Origin of the sequence: Virgifigura deserti, assembly GCA_003576685.1 — a bacterium.
Classification (GTDB): Bacteria; Pseudomonadota; Alphaproteobacteria; order Dongiales; family Dongiaceae; genus Virgifigura; species Virgifigura deserti.
In genome coordinates this window covers 88400-104894 of sequence record QOZR01000005.1, presented here as the reverse complement: position 1 = coordinate 104894, position 16495 = coordinate 88400, and the positions used below count along the sequence as shown (strand labels likewise).

General features: G+C 65.3%; 15 protein-coding genes and 1 tRNA gene. 8 read left to right on the top strand and 8 right to left on the bottom strand.

From position 1 onward, the window contains the following. Positions 1-47: 47 nt before the first annotated feature. The 4 genes from DT069_RS10340 (at position 48) to DT069_RS10320 (ending at position 5422) form a co-directional block, all read left to right on the top strand. Positions 48-1211 (top strand): ATP phosphoribosyltransferase regulatory subunit, encoded by a 1164-nt coding sequence (locus DT069_RS10340; protein ID WP_119460233.1) that lies wholly within the window; start codon positions 48-50, stop codon positions 1209-1211. Next, positions 1208-2503 carry an adenylosuccinate synthase gene (locus DT069_RS10335; protein WP_119460232.1) on the top strand — a complete coding sequence of 432 codons (1296 nt, stop codon included), beginning with the start codon at positions 1208-1210 and terminating at the stop codon, positions 2501-2503. Before DT069_RS10340 ends, DT069_RS10335 begins: the two co-directional genes overlap by 4 nt. Before the next feature lie 330 nt (positions 2504-2833). Continuing rightward, positions 2834-4894 (top strand): protein kinase family protein, encoded by a 2061-nt coding sequence (locus tag DT069_RS10330; RefSeq protein WP_119460231.1) that lies wholly within the window; start codon positions 2834-2836, stop codon positions 4892-4894. A gap of 27 nt (positions 4895-4921) precedes the next feature. Then, complete coding sequence (locus tag DT069_RS10320; protein ID WP_162913117.1) at positions 4922-5422, top strand: hypothetical protein; 501 nt, start codon at positions 4922-4924, stop codon at positions 5420-5422. A 33-nt stretch (positions 5423-5455) separates the two neighbouring features. Here the strand turns inward: DT069_RS10320 and rpoH are convergent, their stop codons facing one another. Both rpoH and DT069_RS10310 read right to left on the bottom strand, forming a co-directional pair. Next, positions 5456-6343 carry an RNA polymerase sigma factor RpoH gene (gene rpoH, locus DT069_RS10315; protein ID WP_119460228.1) on the bottom strand — a complete coding sequence of 296 codons (888 nt, stop codon included), beginning with the start codon at positions 6341-6343 and terminating at the stop codon, positions 5456-5458. 185 nt (positions 6344-6528) lie between these two features. Beyond that, on the bottom strand, positions 6529-7509 hold the full coding sequence (locus DT069_RS10310; protein ID WP_119460227.1) for an RluA family pseudouridine synthase: 981 nt from the start codon (positions 7507-7509) through the stop codon (positions 6529-6531). Between the two features lie 23 nt (positions 7510-7532). Between DT069_RS10310 and DT069_RS10305 the strand changes: the two genes are divergently transcribed. The 4 genes from DT069_RS10305 (at position 7533) to DT069_RS10290 (ending at position 10661) form a co-directional block, all read left to right on the top strand. Continuing rightward, complete coding sequence (locus tag DT069_RS10305) at positions 7533-7880, top strand: DUF6476 family protein (RefSeq protein WP_119460226.1); 348 nt, start codon at positions 7533-7535, stop codon at positions 7878-7880. Between the two features lie 34 nt (positions 7881-7914). Next, complete coding sequence (locus DT069_RS10300) at positions 7915-8973, top strand: threonine aldolase family protein (RefSeq protein WP_119460225.1); 1059 nt, start codon at positions 7915-7917, stop codon at positions 8971-8973. Between the two features lie 74 nt (positions 8974-9047). Then, positions 9048-9123 (top strand) — tRNA-Glu (locus tag DT069_RS10295). 890 nt (positions 9124-10013) lie between these two features. Continuing rightward, a complete protein-coding gene (locus tag DT069_RS10290) occupies positions 10014-10661 on the top strand; it encodes a PEP-CTERM sorting domain-containing protein (protein ID WP_119460224.1) in 648 nt (215 codons plus the stop codon). Here the strand turns inward: DT069_RS10290 and DT069_RS24935 are convergent. The 6 genes from DT069_RS24935 to hutC form a co-directional block, all read right to left on the bottom strand. Further along, a complete protein-coding gene (locus DT069_RS24935) occupies positions 10637-10912 on the bottom strand; it encodes an SOS response-associated peptidase family protein (protein WP_425450146.1) in 276 nt (91 codons plus the stop codon). The genes DT069_RS10290 and DT069_RS24935 overlap by 25 nt on opposite strands. A 522-nt stretch (positions 10913-11434) precedes the next feature. Then, positions 11435-12748, bottom strand: coding sequence for a type II toxin-antitoxin system HipA family toxin (locus DT069_RS10285; protein ID WP_119460223.1), 1314 nt, complete (start codon positions 12746-12748; stop codon positions 11435-11437). Continuing rightward, entirely contained in the window at positions 12748-12999 is a 252-nt protein-coding gene (locus tag DT069_RS10280) for a helix-turn-helix domain-containing protein (RefSeq protein ID WP_119460222.1), read from the bottom strand. Before DT069_RS10280 ends, DT069_RS10285 begins: the two co-directional genes overlap by 1 nt. 202 nt (positions 13000-13201) lie before the next feature. After that, the gene (locus DT069_RS10275; protein ID WP_425450145.1) at positions 13202-13804 is read right to left on the bottom strand and encodes a HutD/Ves family protein; all 603 of its coding nucleotides are present in this window, start codon (positions 13802-13804) and stop codon (positions 13202-13204) included. A 44-nt stretch (positions 13805-13848) separates the two neighbouring features. Further along, positions 13849-15525, bottom strand: a complete 1677-nt coding sequence (gene hutU, locus DT069_RS10270; protein WP_119460221.1) for a urocanate hydratase — start codon at positions 15523-15525, stop codon at positions 13849-13851. After that, positions 15522-16292 (bottom strand): histidine utilization transcriptional repressor HutC, encoded by a 771-nt coding sequence (gene hutC, locus DT069_RS10265; protein ID WP_119460220.1) that lies wholly within the window; start codon positions 16290-16292, stop codon positions 15522-15524. The genes hutU and hutC overlap by 4 nt, the downstream gene beginning before the upstream one ends. Between the last annotated feature and the right edge of the window lie 203 nt (positions 16293-16495).

The following is a 16495-nucleotide window of genomic DNA, read 5'->3' as shown; positions in this document are numbered from 1 at the left end:
GCCGCTCGGCTTTCCGCAAAGCCGTTCCGCGAGGACCCTGCCCGACGATGAAGGAATTCGGTGAAATGGCGCTGCTGCCCGCCGGGCTGCGCGACATCCTGCCGCCCGATGCCGCGTTCGAAGCGCGTGTCGTCGAGCGGTTGCTCGCCGGCTTCACGGCGCAGGGCTATGCACAGGTAAAGCCGCCGCTGATCGAGTTCGAGGAGAGCCTGCTGTCGGGCGCGGGGGCCGCGATGACCGCGCACACCTTCCGGCTGATGGACCCGGTCTCGCAGCGCATGATGGGCCTGCGCGCCGACATCACCCCGCAGGTCGCGCGCATCGCCGCGACCCGCCTGCAGAACGCGCCGCGGCCGCTGCGGCTTTGCTATGCCGGGCAGACCTTGCGGATCAAAGGGTCGCAGCTTCGGCCGGAACGACAGGTGGGGCAGGCCGGAGTCGAGTTGATCGGCGGCGCCTCCGCGGGGGCCGATGCCGAGGTCGTGCTGGTCGCGGCCGAGGCGCTGCAAGCCGTCGGCGTGCCGAACCTGACGGTGGACCTCACCCTGCCCACGCTGGTCCCGGCCCTGGCGTCGGGGCTGGGTTTTGCCGATGCGACGGTGCGATCGCTCGTCGCGACGCTCGATCGCAAGGATGCCCCGGCGATCCAGGCCATCGCGGGCGGCCATGCGCCGCGGTTCGTTGCCTTGATGCGGGCGGCGGGACCGGCACGCAGGGCAATGGCGGCGCTGCAGGCGCTCGACCTGCCTGCGACGGCGGCGGCCGAGCGCGCCCATCTCGGCGAGGTCGTCGACCTGATCCTCACGGCCGCGCCCGATCTCAACCTGACGATCGACCCGGTCGAACATCGGGGCTTCGAATATCACACCGGCGTCAGCTTTACCCTGTTCGCCCGGCGGGTGCGCGGCGAGCTGGGGCGGGGCGGCCGCTATCTCAGCGGCGATTCCGAGTCTTCGACCGGCTTCACGCTTTATATGGATACGCTGCTGCGGGCGCTGCCGCAGCCTATCGCGGCGCGGCGGGTGTTCGTGCCCGCGGGGACACCACGTGCAACCGCGGCCCGGCTGCGCGAAGAGGGTTGGGTCACTGTCGCCGGTCTCGACCGGCTGGCCGATCCGCGGCGCGAAGCCCGGCGGCAAGCCTGCAGCCATGCGCTCGTCGACGGTGAGATCCAGGCGGTCGGCGGCACCAAGAAAGAGGAACGGCCATGACAAACGTCGCGGTGGTCGGCGCCCAGTGGGGCGACGAAGGAAAGGGCAAGATCGTCGATTGGCTCTCGGAGCGTGCCGACGTGGTGGTGCGCTTCCAGGGCGGGCACAATGCCGGGCATACGCTGGTAATCGACGGCACCACCTACAAGCTCAGCCTCTTGCCGTCCGGCGTGGTTCGTTCGGGGAAGCTGTCGATCATCGGCAATGGGGTCGTGCTCGATCCCTGGGCCCTGTTCCGGGAGATCGAAGGCTTGCGCGAACAGGGCGTCGCGGTTACCCCCGAGAACCTGCTGATCGCAGAGAACGCCGCGCTGATTCTGCCCCTCCACAGCAAGCTCGATTTGCTGCGGGAGGAGGCGCGTGGGCCGGCCAAGATCGGCACGACAGGGCGCGGCATCGGCCCGGCCTATGAGGACAAGGTGGCGCGGCGCGCGATCCGCGTCTGCGATCTGACCGACCTGCCGAGCCTCAGCGAACGGGTCGATGCGCTGCTACTGCATCACAACGCGCTGCTGAGGGGGCTGGGGGCGCCGGAGATCGATCGTCAGGAGCTGCTCCACGCCCTGATCGAGATCACGCCGCGACTGCTGCCATTCGTCGCCAATACGTGGCAGCGGCTCGATGCGGCCCGGCGCCGGGGCGACCGGATCCTGTTCGAGGGGGCGCAAGGGCTGATGCTCGATGTCGACCACGGCACCTATCCCTATGTCACCTCGTCCAACACCGTCTCGGGGCAGGCGGCGGTCGGATCGGGGCTGGGTGTCGGCTCGGTCGGCTATGTGCTCGGCATCACCAAGGCCTACACAACCCGCGTCGGTAGCGGGCCCTTTCCGACGGAGCTCCAGGACGAGGTCGGCCGCCTGCTCGGCGAGCGGGGGCGCGAGTTCGGCGTGGTGACAGGACGGCCGCGGCGGTGCGGCTGGTTCGATGCGACGCTGGTGCGCCAGACGGTCAAGGTCGGCGGCATCGACGGCATCGCGCTCACCAAGCTCGATGTGCTCGACGGGTTCGAGAGCCTGAAGGTCTGCACCGGCTATCGGATTCACGGCGAAGCGTTCGATCATCTCCCGGCCTCTCCCGCGGCGCAGGCCGCGGCGGAGCCGATCTACGAGACGCTCGAGGGGTGGTCGGAATCGACCCGCGGGGCGCGGTCCTGGGCGCAGCTTCCCGCGACCGCGGTGAAGTATGTCCGCCGTATCGAGGAGTTGATCGAGACGCCGGTCGCCTTATTGTCGACCAGCCCGGAACGCGAGGACACGATTCTCGTGCATGATCCCTTCGCCGCCCGATAGAGCACGATCCGATCAGGTTGGGTCAACCTGATCAGTGAATCGTCCTCTCATCTAAAAAGTTAAGGGCTGATCCATCCGATAGGCCAGCCCGAACCTCATGCTTCGCCCCTCGACAAGCTCGGGGGTGAGGAGGCTCAGCATGAGGTCTCCCCCTCATCCCGGGCTTGTCGAGGGATGAGGGGCTTGAATCTCCAACGGCCTTGAGAACAAGAAGCAAACATCGTCTTGGCGATCCTGCGCCGTTAACCGTCCCTTTGCCCTCCTGCGATTAACTGCCCATGGGCGGGCGGACCGCCCGCTTCAAACCGCAGGAAGGGGGAAGCTCGCCCCATGGCGAAGGATGGGGGAGTCCAGACCGAAACCGAGGCGATCGTCACGCTGGCCGGGCGCTACGAGATCCTGCCGACGCACCCGATACCCGAGCTTGCCTCGCCGGGGGCGCCGGCGTTCGCCGTCCGGGATTCCCGCGAACCGACGCGCCGGCTGTTCGCGCTGTTGTATCCGAAGCATCTGCCCCTCCGTGAGGAACCGCTGTCCGCCCTGCGCCGGCTTAACCGTCCGCAGCCTCTGCCGCCGGTCGATTGGGGGGTGATCGATTGGCCCGGTGACAATGGCAGCGACGGGGGCAGCGACGGCGGGCCGAAGAAGGGCCGGTGGCCGGCCGTGATTTTCGAGGCGCCCGGCGGCAACCGGCTGATGCCGTCACTCTCGGCAGAGCTCCCGCCGATGAGCGAAGACACCGTGACGCAGACCGTTTTGCGCCCGGTGCTGGCCGGTCTCAAGGATATGGCGCTGGTCGGCCTGAGCCATGGGGCGATCCGGCCCGATAATCTGTTCTTTCGCAGCGGATCAGCGGGCGAAGTAGTGCTGGGAGAGAGCTGCAGTGCGCCGCCCGGCTTCCACCAGCCGGTTCTCTTCCTGACCATCGAGGGCGGCATGGCCAGCCCCGGCGGCCGGGGGGGCGGCAGCTTCACCGAGGACCTCTACGCCCTCGGCGTCACGCTCGCCATACTTCTCATCGGGCGCAATCCGATGGCCGCGCTGGACGATGACGCGGTTATCGCGGCGAAGATCGCGCAAGGATCCTTTGCCGCCATTGCCGGGCAAATGCGCCTCAGCATGACGATGACGGAAGCGCTTCGCGGCCTTCTCGCCGACAATACCGATATTCGCTGGACCTTCGACCAGCTCGATGCTTGGCTCGACGGTCGGCGGCTCAGCCCCAATCCGCCCAACCTGCCGCCGCGGGCGGGACGGCCGTTCCGCTTCGACGGCAATGATTATTGGACGAGGCCGTCCCTGGCCCATGCGATGGCGCGGCGCTGGGATCGCGCGATCGGTGTCGTCGAGGCCGGGGAGGTCGAGGCATGGCTGCGGCGGAGCCACGGCGACGAGGCGCAGGCGACACGTTTGGCAGTGGGCACTTCGAGGCTCGATGGAGGCGACGGGAAGAAGGCCGCCGGCCATCTGCAGCTGGCCTGGGCGCTGATGGCGCTCGATCCTGGGGCGCCGATGCGCTACCGAGGCTTTGCGGCCCGGATCGACAGCATGGGAACGGCTCTCGCCGCCAGCTTCGATCAGTCGGGCGCGGCGCAGACCTTCGTCGAACTGATCCAGGGCAAGTTGCCGCAGGCCTGGATGGAGATGCAGGGCGAGACTCGTCTCGACTTCATGCCGGTGCGCAAGATCGTCGACATGCTGCGATATTTCCTCGACCGGCCCGGTGCCGGCTTCAGTATCGAACGCTGCCTCTATGAGTTGAATCCAGGCCTTCCTTGCCGGAGCCCTCTGCTCGAAGAGGAATATGTCTCGAAGGTCGCCGAGCTTCTTCCGGCGCTCAACCGTGTCGCGGCCCGCGGCGATCATGAGCGCGAGCCGATCGATCGGCATATCGCGGCCTTTATCGCGGCCCGGATGAAGAACTCGGCCGACCGCGAGCTTGACTGGCTCCGGCCCAACATCGATGTGGCGCAGCGGCGGCTCGCGATCCTGCGCCTTCTGGCCGTGGCAGAAGAAACCGCGGGAGGCGGCGATTTCTCGGCCTTGCGCGCCTGGCTTGCGGCGCAGACGCAGCCGATCATCGACAGCTATCAGTATCGGCCGTTTCAAAAGAGCCTGCGGCGGAAGGTCGCCGAGGTTGCCGAGAGTGGCTGGATCGCCGACCTCGTACGGCTGCTCGACAGTCACGAGCTCCGCAAGCGCGATTCGGACGGCTTCGCCCGCGCCCGGATCCACTATGCCGCGGCGCAGCGGGAGGTGGCTAGGATAGAAGCGGGCGAGGAGGCGACGCAGGACCAAGTTTCGAGATTGGCACATCGGGCCGCTGCGGCGGTGTCGGGGATCACCGCCGGGTTCGTAATGCTCGGCGTCGCCGCTTTCCTGACGCTCTAGACCTGATCCTCTGGGGAGCCGAGCCGAATGACCGCCAGCAGCAGCCGTCGCACCAGCCGAAAACGGGCATCGACGCGAAAATCCGGATCGACGCGAAAGATGGTCGCGCTGCTCTGCCTCGCGCCGGCGGTTCTCATTCTGTTGCCGAGCTGCATCGTGCTGGCGCCCGCGATGCTGCCGACGGCGGTCGCCATCTATGTCGACCGAAGCCGCGACAAATCCCTTGCCCTATCCGTCGGCACCCTGAATTTCTGCGGCGCCCTGGTCTTTCTCATCGAGCTGTGGATGCTCGGTCACGATCTTAAGGCGGCCTTCCACGTGCTCACCAGCCTTTTTGGCTGGTTGAGCGCCTTCGCCGGCGCCGCGCTTGGCTGGGTCATCTATCTGACGATGCCGGTGCTCGTGGCTAGAGTTAGCGCCGCCAGGCAGCGGATTCGGTTGGCGGAGCTGCGCGCTTTGCAGAGCGAGCTTGTCGAAGAGTGGGGACCGGCCGTCGCCGAAAGCCGGAGCGCGGACGAGTCACGCTGAACCGTCTGCGTCGAAGGAACGGCCCCGACGGCGTCAGGCGGTCCCCAGGCGCTGCTCCAAGGCGGCGTTGCGGATCGACTTCTGCAGCTTCTCGAAGGCGCGCACCTCGATCTGGCGGACCCGCTCGCGGCTGATGCCGTATTCCTTGCTGAGATCCTCGAGCGTCGTCGGCTCGTCCTTGAGCCGCCGCTCGGTCAGGATGTTGCGCTCGCGCTCGTTCAGCGCGGTCATCGCATGCGTCAGCAGCTTGCGGCGCTTGCCCAGCTCCTCCCGCTCGGCGAGCGCGATCTCCTGCGTCTCCTGCTCGTCGACCAGCCAGTCCTGCCACTCGCCCTCGCCGTCGATGCGCAGCGGCGCGTTCAGCGAATGGTCGGGGCTGGCCAGCCGGCGGTTCATGCTGATCACATCCGCTTCGGGGACGTCCAGCCGCTCGGCGATCGCCTTGACGTTCTCCGGCGACATGTCGCCCTCCTCGATCGCCTGAAGCTGGCCCTTGAGCTTGCGCAGGTTGAAGAACAGCTTCTTCTGCGCCGCCGTGGTGCCCATCTTCACCAGCGACCAGGAATGCAGGATGTATTCCTGGATCGCCGCGCGGATCCACCACATTGCATAGGTCGCCAGGCGGAAGCCGCGGTCGGGGTCGAACCGCTTGACCGCCTGCATCATGCCGACATTGCCCTCGGAGATCAGCTCGCTGATCGGCAGGCCGTAGCCGCGATAGCCCATCGCGATCTTCGCGACCAGCCGCAGATGGCTGGTCACGAGCTGGTGCGCCGCATCGGTGTCGCCATGCTCGCGCCAGCTCTTTGCCAGCATGAACTCCTCATCCGCCTCCAGCATCGGAAACCGGCGAATCTCCTGCAGGTAACGCGACAGGTTGCTGTCCGAGTTCAGTGTCGGAAGCGATCGAGATACGGCCATAGCTACATCTCTCCTCATGCAGTGCGGCACCGTGCCGCCGGGCACGATTGGCCCGGACCTTACCGGTTTGATACTTTCCGGGCGCTCGCTCGAGCGCGCTGGGGCCCTTCAGACTCAAGAGCACTAGTATCTGCCGTCGTTGCTGTCAATCATACATGACCTAACTGGTCAGATATAGTCAATTTTTAAATCTGTTCTAAACTGCGCGTCAATCCTAGGATATCCGCCGGCATCTCGGCCTCCCAGCGAAGTGGGAGACCGGTGCGCGGATGGCGGAATCCGAGCAGGAAGGCGTGCAGGGCCTGGCGTTTCATGCCCTCTACCGCGGCGCGCGCCGCCGGAGCCAGCCGGCCGAGCCGCGCCGCGGTCGTCCGGCCATAGACCGGATCGCCGATCAGGGGATGGCCGATCGAGGCCAGATGCACGCGAATCTGATGCGTCCGCCCGGTGGCCAGCCGGCATTCCACCAGGCTCACCGCCGGGCCCAGCGGCCGCAGGACCCGATAGCGGGTCAGTGCCGCCTTTCCGCCGCGACTGACGACGGCCATTTTCTTGCGGTTCACCGGATGGCGGCCGATCGCGCCGGCGATCTCGCCCGCGCGCGGAGCGGGAATGCCCCAGACCACCGCCCAATAGGCCCGCTCGACATCGTGCCGCGCGAAGGCGTCGGCCAGCGCCTGGTGCGCCACGTCATTCTTAGCCGCGACGAGGAGGCCGCTCGTATCCTTGTCGAGGCGGTGGACGATCCCCGGCCGCCGGACGCCGCCGATCCCCGACAGCGAGCTGCCGCAATGGGCGATCAGGGCGTTGACCAGCGTCTCGTCCGGGTTTCCCGGGGCGGGATGGACGACCATGCCGGCGGGCTTGTTGATGACGATCAAATCGGCATCCTCATAGACGACGTCGAGCGCGATGGCCTGCCCGGCGGGCAGCGCGGCCACAGGGTCCGGCAGCATGATGGCGAAAGTTTGGCCGGGTTTGACCCGGTAAGAGGGGTCGGTTATCGTCACGCCGCCCGCCGTTACCCGGCCCGCCTCCACCAGCGCCTTGACCCGGCTGCGGGAGAGGTCGGACAGGCCGTCGGCAAGCATGCGGTCGAGCCGCTGGCCGACGCTGGCCGGCCCGGCGGTGATCTCACGCAGATTGTTTTCTCGAGGCGCCGTCATGGCGGCAAGACTGGACCGAAACCATGCAGGCGCTCAAGGCACTCGTCATCATCATGGGGATCATGATCATCGCCGGCGTGGCGGTGGTCGTCGTGACTATCTACAACCGGCTCGGCGGAATGGCCGAAGAGCCCGCGCCCACGGCATCAGCACCTGCGCCTGCGCCAGCCAATTTCGGCGAGGCGGCGTTAGCTGTGCCCGCGGGGTGCCGGGTGACCTCGACGGCGGCGGCCGGCGATCGCCTGATCCTGCAGCTGGGACCAGAGAATTCCGCCGCCGGAGCCTGCGCGCAGATCCTGGTCCTCGACATGGAAACGGGATCGTTGCTTGGTCGATTCATCTTGACGCCCTCTGAAATGCCCGCCGAATAGGCGCGGCAGGGCGGAAGCACGGAAGCGAGGCGACATGAACTTCGCAAGCGACAACGTGACCGGCGTGGCGCCGGAGATCCTGGCGGCCTTGGCGGCGGTGAATGACGGGCCGGCCGCCGCCTATGGCGACGATGCCGTGACAGTGCGGCTCGAGGCCCGGATGGCCGAGATCTTCGAGACCGAGGTCGCGGTCTTCCCGGTGGCGACCGGATCCGCCGCCAACGCACTCGCGCTATCGGCGGTGACGCCGCCTTACGGTGCGATCTACTGCCATGCCGCCGCCCATATCAATGTCGACGAATGTGGCGCGCCCGAGTTCTTCACCGGCGGCGCCAAGCTCGTCGACCTGCCCGGCCCCGACGGCAAGCTGACGGCCAGGGATCTGGCGGAGGTGCTGGCCGGGGCGGGAAAGGGCGTCGTCCATCACGTTCAGCCGGCGGCGGTCAGCCTGACCCAGGCCACCGAATGCGGCACCGTCTACAGCCCGGATGAGTTGCGCGCGATCACCGATCTGGCGCATGGCTACGGCCTCGCCGTCCATATGGACGGGGCGCGCTTCGCCAACGCAGCCGCGAGCCTCGGCCGGTCGCCCGCCGATCTCACTTGGCGGGCCGGCATCGACCTGCTGTCCTTCGGCGCGACCAAGAACGGGGCGCTTGCCGCCGAGGCGGTGGTCTTCTTCGATCGCGCGCGGGCGGCCGATTTCGGCTTCCGGCGCAAGCGTGCCGGTCATCTTTTCTCGAAGATGCGGTTCCTGAGTGCGCAGCTTGAAGCCTATCTGGCAGACGATCTGTGGCTCCGGAACGCCGCCCATGCGAATCGCATGGCGGTGCGGATCGCCGACGGGCTCCATCGCCTGGAGGGCGCCGAGCTCGTTTATCCGGTGCAGGCGAACGAGGTGTTCGCCCGGCTGCCGGAGCCGGTGATCGCCGGCCTGCTGGCCGACGGCTTCACCTTCTACCGCTGGGACGGCCCGACCGGCCGCATGGTGCGCCTGGTCACCGCCTTCGATACCGACCCCGCCGCCGTCGAGGCCTTCCTCGCCGCGGCCGAGCGTCATGCGACGCCTGGGATGGAGCGCGCAGCCGGCTAGGCGAGTGCAGCCGATCTAAAACACTTGATCGGCACCGCGGCATCCCTTATGTGAAGGGCCTCCGGCCGCTTCACGTCCCCATCGTCTAGAGGCCTAGGACGGCGCCCTCTCACGGCGCAAACAGGGGTTCGAATCCCCTTGGGGACGCCAGCATTTCTGCCATTCTTGTTAGGCAGGCGGCAAACTTCCCCAACTATTCCCCAATATGTGGCCCTGAACGGCGTCTGCTACAAACATGACGGTGACGCCGCTCCGTTCGGGTCGGCTCGCAGCCAAACCGCCCGAAACGAGTAGACGGTGGACGCAACTGCCGCCCCAAACCAGTGAGCTACTTCCAGGATATGCATTACCGGAGCCGCCTCGCTTGCCGATCCACGAATGCCGTAAGTTGTTGTGACAGAAGACAATCGACGGACACAGATTGAATAGTCTGCATCCACCGCACCCGCATAGTTGTCGGGATAACGCCGCTCAATAAGGTTAGTATTGCTGACTGAAGAGGTGGATGCCTGCGCTCCGCAGCGGAGCGGTCGGCCAGGGCGGGGGAGGGAGGCTCCGCTCGGGTCCCGATGTACCCGCTATCCGTCGTGAGTGGGGTACGTTCACACATCTAACGGGAATTGCAGATGCGGCAGTAGCGCGCCTCCGGGACTGTGGGTGCGCCTTGTAGCCGCGTTCGCCTCAGTCTGCTGCCTCGATCCAGCCATGGTGCGCCGGCTCGGCAGTGTGCGGGTTAACCCCAATCCAGAATTTCAGGAGGTCCTACAGAAATCTGAGGCCGCGCGTGCTCCTCAGCTCCCAAGAATACGCTTTGAGTTTTCTGGTGCTGGCCTGGAGCAAGTCGATGCGGCGCGACGGGTCAAGCGCGCGCTTAAGAAGTTAATTCCAATGTTTGTCAGAGTATTTTACAGTTCGGGAGCAAAAGCGAGGCTATTGGCCTGCTTAATAATTGTAAAACCTAGTTTTTCTCGAGGCGGCATGAATATTGCTTGAGTTAATTCGCTCAAATCCATGAGTTAATAAGCCACTGGGGGAAATTTATGGTTAAAATTAGCCGAGTTGTACTAGGAGGTATTGCGGCGGTCGCAGTCTATGCGAGCCAACCCTATTCCGCACATGCGACGCCGTCGCTCTCGTTCTTCGTTGACGGCAATACTCTCAACACTCCCTTTTCCATCGACAACACTTCGGATGCCGGCGAACGCGTGACGCGCTTTCAGCTCGACATCTCCGGCCCGGGGCTCGTCTATGACAATGGCATCGATGGGACGGAATTTACGCCTGTCGGTGGATCCGATGTCACGACGGGCCTAGAGACGCCGATCGGCAGCCCACCGCTCAACACCGACACCTTCACACTGCTCGATCTGTCGTTCACCGACTTCGATCCCGGTGAGACCTTCACGTGGCTACTCGATGTCGATTTCTTCGGCGGAAACTCTTCGGGCTATACGGTCTTTGGCAATCAGATGATCGGGGCGACGGCGACCATCGACTTTTCGGGCGGCCAGCGCCTTCTCGGCGTTTTGGAGGCCGTCCCGGGCAACAGTGATGCGTCGCGTTTCACCGTCACGGGCGTGACGACGACGCCGCCGACCTCGGTGCCAGAGCCCGGCGTGCTGGGTCTGCTCGGTGTCGGTCTGACAAGTCTCGGCGGACTTCTTTATCGTCGTCGCAACACAGAATGAGGCATAGGCCACCGCGGTGATCCCATACTCTGCGGGGTCATCCGCGGGGGCAAGCGGTCAGACGGTGCCGGTTTGACCAAGGCGCGAGAGATGGCTCCAGATCGCGGCGATTTTCCCCAGTCCAGCCGAACGACCGGCTTGGGCTGGGTCGGGGCGACGTTGTGGCGCGGCTCCAGGTTGGATAGTTCCGGCACGCCGAAGACGCGGCGAACGGCTTCCGTGGGTGAGGTGATGCTGTAGCGACCGCACATTGCCGTTTTCCTCGATCCAAATGCTATCCGCCGCAGATCGATCGAAGTAGATGAGAGCGGTCAGGAGCGGGATTGGTCGCCCTTCCGCGGCGGCCAGGGACCAGCGCCGGGCTACTGCATGAGCTTGCCACCGGGGCGACAAGAGGCGCTCAGGGTTCGGCTGCGCGACGCTCTGCCGTCACCGGCCGACGGCAGCATCCATTTGAGTGCCCGAGCATTTGCGGTGCGGGCAATGGCACCGAAATCCTAGGGCGAGTGCCTGCTGGTGATCAAACTGCTCGTCGCAGGATCACTCCAAAAGCTTTGACGTGGGGCCGAGGCGGATAGGTTTGCGCCCGAGAGCTGCAACGACCATCCATCGGTTCTCGGCTTGATCACCGACGGCACGCCAACGATCAGTCGCTTGCGATGTGAGTAATGGCCGGCGCGGCGGATTTCCCAGCTTTTCCCCACCAGTTATTTCCCAATAGTCGATCCGCACCGTCTCGGGAACTGGACGGAATCGCGAGCGGGAACGATTTGTCAGGCTGTGGCCTGCTCAAAGAGGCGGAGGCGTTTTCGCAGCCCATCGATGATCGACCGGGCTATGGTTTCCGGGAAGCCGCTTGGCAAATTTGCGAGGGTCTCGTCGATTGCGGCCGGAGCCCGTTCGCTGAGTTCCACGAATAGGTTCTGCACCATCGCTGCCGGCAGGCCGCAGCTTGCGGCCGTTTGCAGGAAATGCCGCGGGATGATCGAGTCGACGACGTAATGGCGGTTGTCCCCGACCGCCATCGCCAACTTCATCCTGTTCCTCTGGATTTGCCCTGCATCGGCGCTCGGCTGCGCGGACACGACATCGTAGAGCGGCGCAAGTTGGAAACGCCCCCCGGGCGCCAGATGGATGCTGAAGTTTTTCGCGTGCCCGTCTGTCGCTCCGAGCAGCCAGAAGACAATCTGGGCCTTGAGAAACAGCCTCCGATCGGCATCCGGTTCGTCACTTGCCTTCAGCAGCTCCCCAATCTGGCGGATTCCAGGCCCGCCATCCGGTTCGTATTTGAGCGTCGGCGGGATCGAGAGGGCTTGGCAGCAATCTTCCTGTGGCAGACGGAGCAGACGACCATCCTTCGTCCAGCGGCGGTCGAAACGCTCGACGACCAGAATACGCCTGCCTTCGAAGTCCTGAATCTCCGAGCGCGCGCTAGGCAGACCCAAAGCCGCTGTCAATGTCAGGCACAGATGCTCGTTTTCGACACTCTGCGACAGGTCGATGCCGTTGGGCAGCGTTCCGATCTGCGGTTTGAGGATGTGGGTGGTCGCCGTAGTTCCATGCGGCACATGCCAGCGGCCGTTCCGGTAGAGCAGGGCGGTTTTTTCCTGAGCGCCCGCGAGCGAGATCCGGAACTCCTCATCTTCGTCCAGGCCCAATGGTGTGCGCTTTAGATCGATAAGGATGCGCGCGATCTCCTCGTCCTCGAGCGGGCGTCCGGACACGTGACCGGCTGGTTCCGGTTCTGCGCCTTCCGGCAGGAACTGAAGCGCTCCGACGCAGTCGCGTCCGATGACCGCAAGGAGACTATAGGCATCAATGCCTTCCGCGCGAACCCGCTCGGCCAGCCGGCGGCGTATCTCGTCGTTGTCCGGAAGCAGGTTGTCGAAGACCGCGATGACAGGTTCGCCGATGAACCTGTCCTCGCGCAGCGGTAAGGAGAGCGAGACGGGCATGGCGTGATCCCAGCCGAGCCATGAGGCGTCGTACTGAAAATCGATGGCGCCGCTCGTCTCGCGGCGTAAAAGACCGACGAGCCGTCCGTTGAGATAGACGCTTAAGGGTATGCGTGTTCGCCGGCGGGCCATCAGAAAAGTTCCTCGATGTCCGCGACCGAAGCTTTGGTGCGAGGCCGGATGACGATTTCAAGATCGAGAGCGCTCAGGGCATCGAGCAGCGTCCGCAATTGCGTAGCCGGCTCGCCAGCCTCAAGTTTGGAGATCGTGGCTTGCCTGAGATGGATTTTCGACCCGAGCTGCTCCTGGGAGAGGTTTAGCTGGCGACGCCTGCGGCGAACCGCAGCTCCTATATGCTTTGCCGTGCGAGCGATCTGTTCCATGCGGGAGAGTCCTTTCTCCCGCTTTATACGCGGTTCCGTATAAATTGTCAATATACGCAACAGCGTATAAACCGCCTATATACGCTATCGCGTATAACGTGCATCTATACGCCTTGAGGAGATCGGCAAGGATGCGCGCGATCTCCTCGTTCTCGAGCGAGTGTCCGGACACTTGGCCGGCGGGTGGGCGCCGCTCGGATCGTCAGGTCCGGTCCCTCAATTCCGCTACGATGGTGCGGCTGGCGGATCCGGAGAGGCGGGTGCTTCCCTGGGCCCGGGCGAGCAGTGTCCAGCTGGCCGGCACGGCGATATCCACCTCGCGGTCACGGAACCGCGCCTCTCCCGTCAAGGGGTGGAGAACCAGGGTCGATCGAGCGTCCGGCTGTTCCGTCGTCGCTTCGCCGCCGAGTGCGACCACCTTCGCCATGCAGTCGATCGCTGCACGATTGAAGATGATATTGAAGTCGCGTGTCGGTCCATTCACGAGCTCGCTGGAGACGATCCGCTCACCACTGAAATAGTGGAAGCCGGTGGTGCCCGAGAGGGTGACGGACTCGCCATCGGCAAAGTTCAGCCGGAAGCCGTCGCCATCGAGGACCAGAAGCTGCCGATCGCAGCCGGGAAATAGAGAGAACGGACCGGAGGTCGCCACCTCCGCGATGCTGAGCCGCCAGCGGAACTGGTCCGGACCGGCTTTCGGGTCCGGAGGATGCCGTAACAGCTCGGTCGTCATGCCGAGCCCGTTCTTCCAGCGCATGCTGTGGTAATCGGCGGGAGATAGAAGGCGAATCCGCTTGTCGGACATGAGGACCCTCGCGTCAACGGAATGGGATTGCGTGCGCGGTTCGGTCAGGCAATCGACGGCAGCTTCAGCCCGTGCTCCTTCGCGCAGTCGATCGCAATGTCATAGCCGGCGTCGGCGTGGCGCATCACGCCGCTTGCAGGATCGTTGGTCAGCACCCGCTCGAGCCGGCGCGCCGCCGCATTCGTCCCGTCGGCGACGATCACCATGCCGGCATGCTGCGAGTAGCCGATGCCGACGCCGCCGCCGTGATGCAGACTGACCCAGGTTGCGCCGCTCGCGCAGTTCAGCAGAGCGTTGAGAAGTGGCCAGTCGGAGACCGCGTCCGAGCCGTCCTTCATTCCCTCGGTCTCGCGGTTGGGACTTGCGACCGAGCCGGAATCGAGATGGTCGCGGCCGATCACGATCGGCGCCTTCAGCTCGCCCCTGGCGACCATTTCGTTGAAGGCGAGGCCGAGCCGCGCCCGCTCGCCCAAGCCCACCCAGCAGATCCGCGCCGGCAGGCCCTGAAACTGGATCCGCTCGCGCGCCATGTCGAGCCAGTTGTGCAGATGCGGATTGTCCGGGATCAGCTCCTTGACCTTGGCGTCGGTCTTGTAGATGTCCTCCGGATCGCCCGAAAGGGCGGCCCAGCGGAACGGACCGATGCCGCGGCAGAACAGCGGCCGGATATAGGCCGGCACGAAGCCCGGGAAGGCGAAGGCGTCCGGGACGCCCATCTCGAGCGCCATCTGGCGGATGTTGTTGCCGTAGTCGAGCGTCGGCACGCCCATATGGTGGAAATCGAGCATTGCGCGGACCTGTATCGCCATCGATTGCTTCGCCGCCCGGACCACCGCATCGGGATCACTCCCGCGTATCCGCTCCGCCTGGTCGAGTGTCCAGCCGGCAGGGAGATAACCGTTCAACGGATCATGCGCGCTGGTCTGGTCGGTGACGACGTCCGGCTTCACGCCGCGACGGACCAGGTCCGGAAACACCTCCGCCGCGTTGCCGAGTAGCCCGACGGAGAGGGCCTCGCCGCGGGCGCAGGCTTCGCGGACGAGGCCAAGCGCCTCGTCGAGGCTGTCGGCCCGGCGGTCGAGATAGCCGGTCTCCAGCCGCCGGTCGATGCGGCTCGGCTGGCATTCGACGGCGAGCATCGAGGCGCCGGCCATGGTCGCGGCGAGCGGCTGCGCGCCGCCCATGCCGCCGAGGCCGCCGGTCAGGATCCATTTGCCTTTGAGGTTCCCGCCGAAATGGCGACGACCGACCTCGACGAAGGTTTCGTAGGTGCCCTGGACGATGCCCTGGCTGCCGATATAGATCCAGGAGCCCGCCGTCATCTGGCCGTACATCATCAGGCCCTTGCGGTCGAGCTCGTGGAACTTCTCCCAGGTCCCCCAATGCGGCACCAGGTTGGAGTTCGCGATCAGCACGCGCGGTGCGTCCGCGTGGGTTTTGAAGACGCCGACCGGCTTGCCCGACTGGACCAGAAGCGTCTCGTCCTCGCCCAACTCCTTCAGCGTGGCGACGATCCGGTCATAGGACTGCCAGTCGCGCGCCGCCCGGCCGATGCCGCCATAGACGACCAGCTCCTGCGGCTTCTCCGCGACCTCGGCGTCGAGGTTGTTCATCAGCATGCGCAAGGGCGCCTCGGTCAGCCAGCTCTGGGCGGTGAGCTGCGACCCGCGCGGCGCGCGGATCTTGCGTTCGTTGTCCAGGCGATTCGGTTGCTCGGTCATTGTTTCACTTCCTGTTCCTGGCCGGGAAAGATTCGCGGGGATGTGGTCCAGAAGCGCGCGCCCAGGCTGTAGCGGGCCCCCGGATGGAAGAGCCGCGCGCTGGACACCACCTGGCCCCCGGACCAGGTTCGCCGGTGCAGGAGCAGGCATGCCTCGCCGGGCGTCATGGCCAAGCGCCGGCGAACTTCGCCGGCCGGGATCACCGCCTCCACCCGGTGCTCGACCTCGTCGGCCGGAGCCGCCGCGGTCAGATAGAGGTTCGGCGTGGTGCGCGTGAAGTCCTGCTCCAGATAGCCGTGCGCCTTCGCCGGGTTCACGAGGCGGTCCTCCAACTGAAGCGGCGTCTCGTCCTCGAAATGCACGATCACCGAGCGGAAGACAGGGACCCTTGGTCTCAGCTGGAGCAACATGGCCGCGGCGTCGTCCGCTTCGATCTCTTTCAAGCTGTAGACGCGCGCCGAATAGCGATGGCCGCGCGCCGCGACATCGTCCGCGATGTTCCGCAGTTCGAGAAACTCTGCCGTCGGCATCCTCTCGGCAACAAAGGTGCCGACACCCGCGACGCGAACAAGTCGGCCTTCCAGGGTCAGCTCCCGCAGGGCACGGTTCACCGTCATCCGGCTGACCGCCAGTTTGGACGCCAGCTCGTTCTCGGAGGGAACGCGCGTTCCCGCTGTCCAATCACCGGCCTCGATCCGCTGCACGATCGCCTGTTTGATCCGGGCGTAGAGCGCGTGTGTGGGTTGCGTCGTATCGAGCATCGTCATGCCTCGCACCCGCCGGTCCTACTGCGAACCCCGATCCGCATCGGATTGAGCCGGTTCGATAAGCCAAGACGGCCTTCGACCGCCAGGCGAGCGATTCACGTCTATCCTATACCTGTATAGACAGGACATAGACCGCATTATCGGAGATGGTCAAGCGGCGTTGTCACGGGATCGATCTCCAGAAGCCGCTTCTTCCGTCGCCG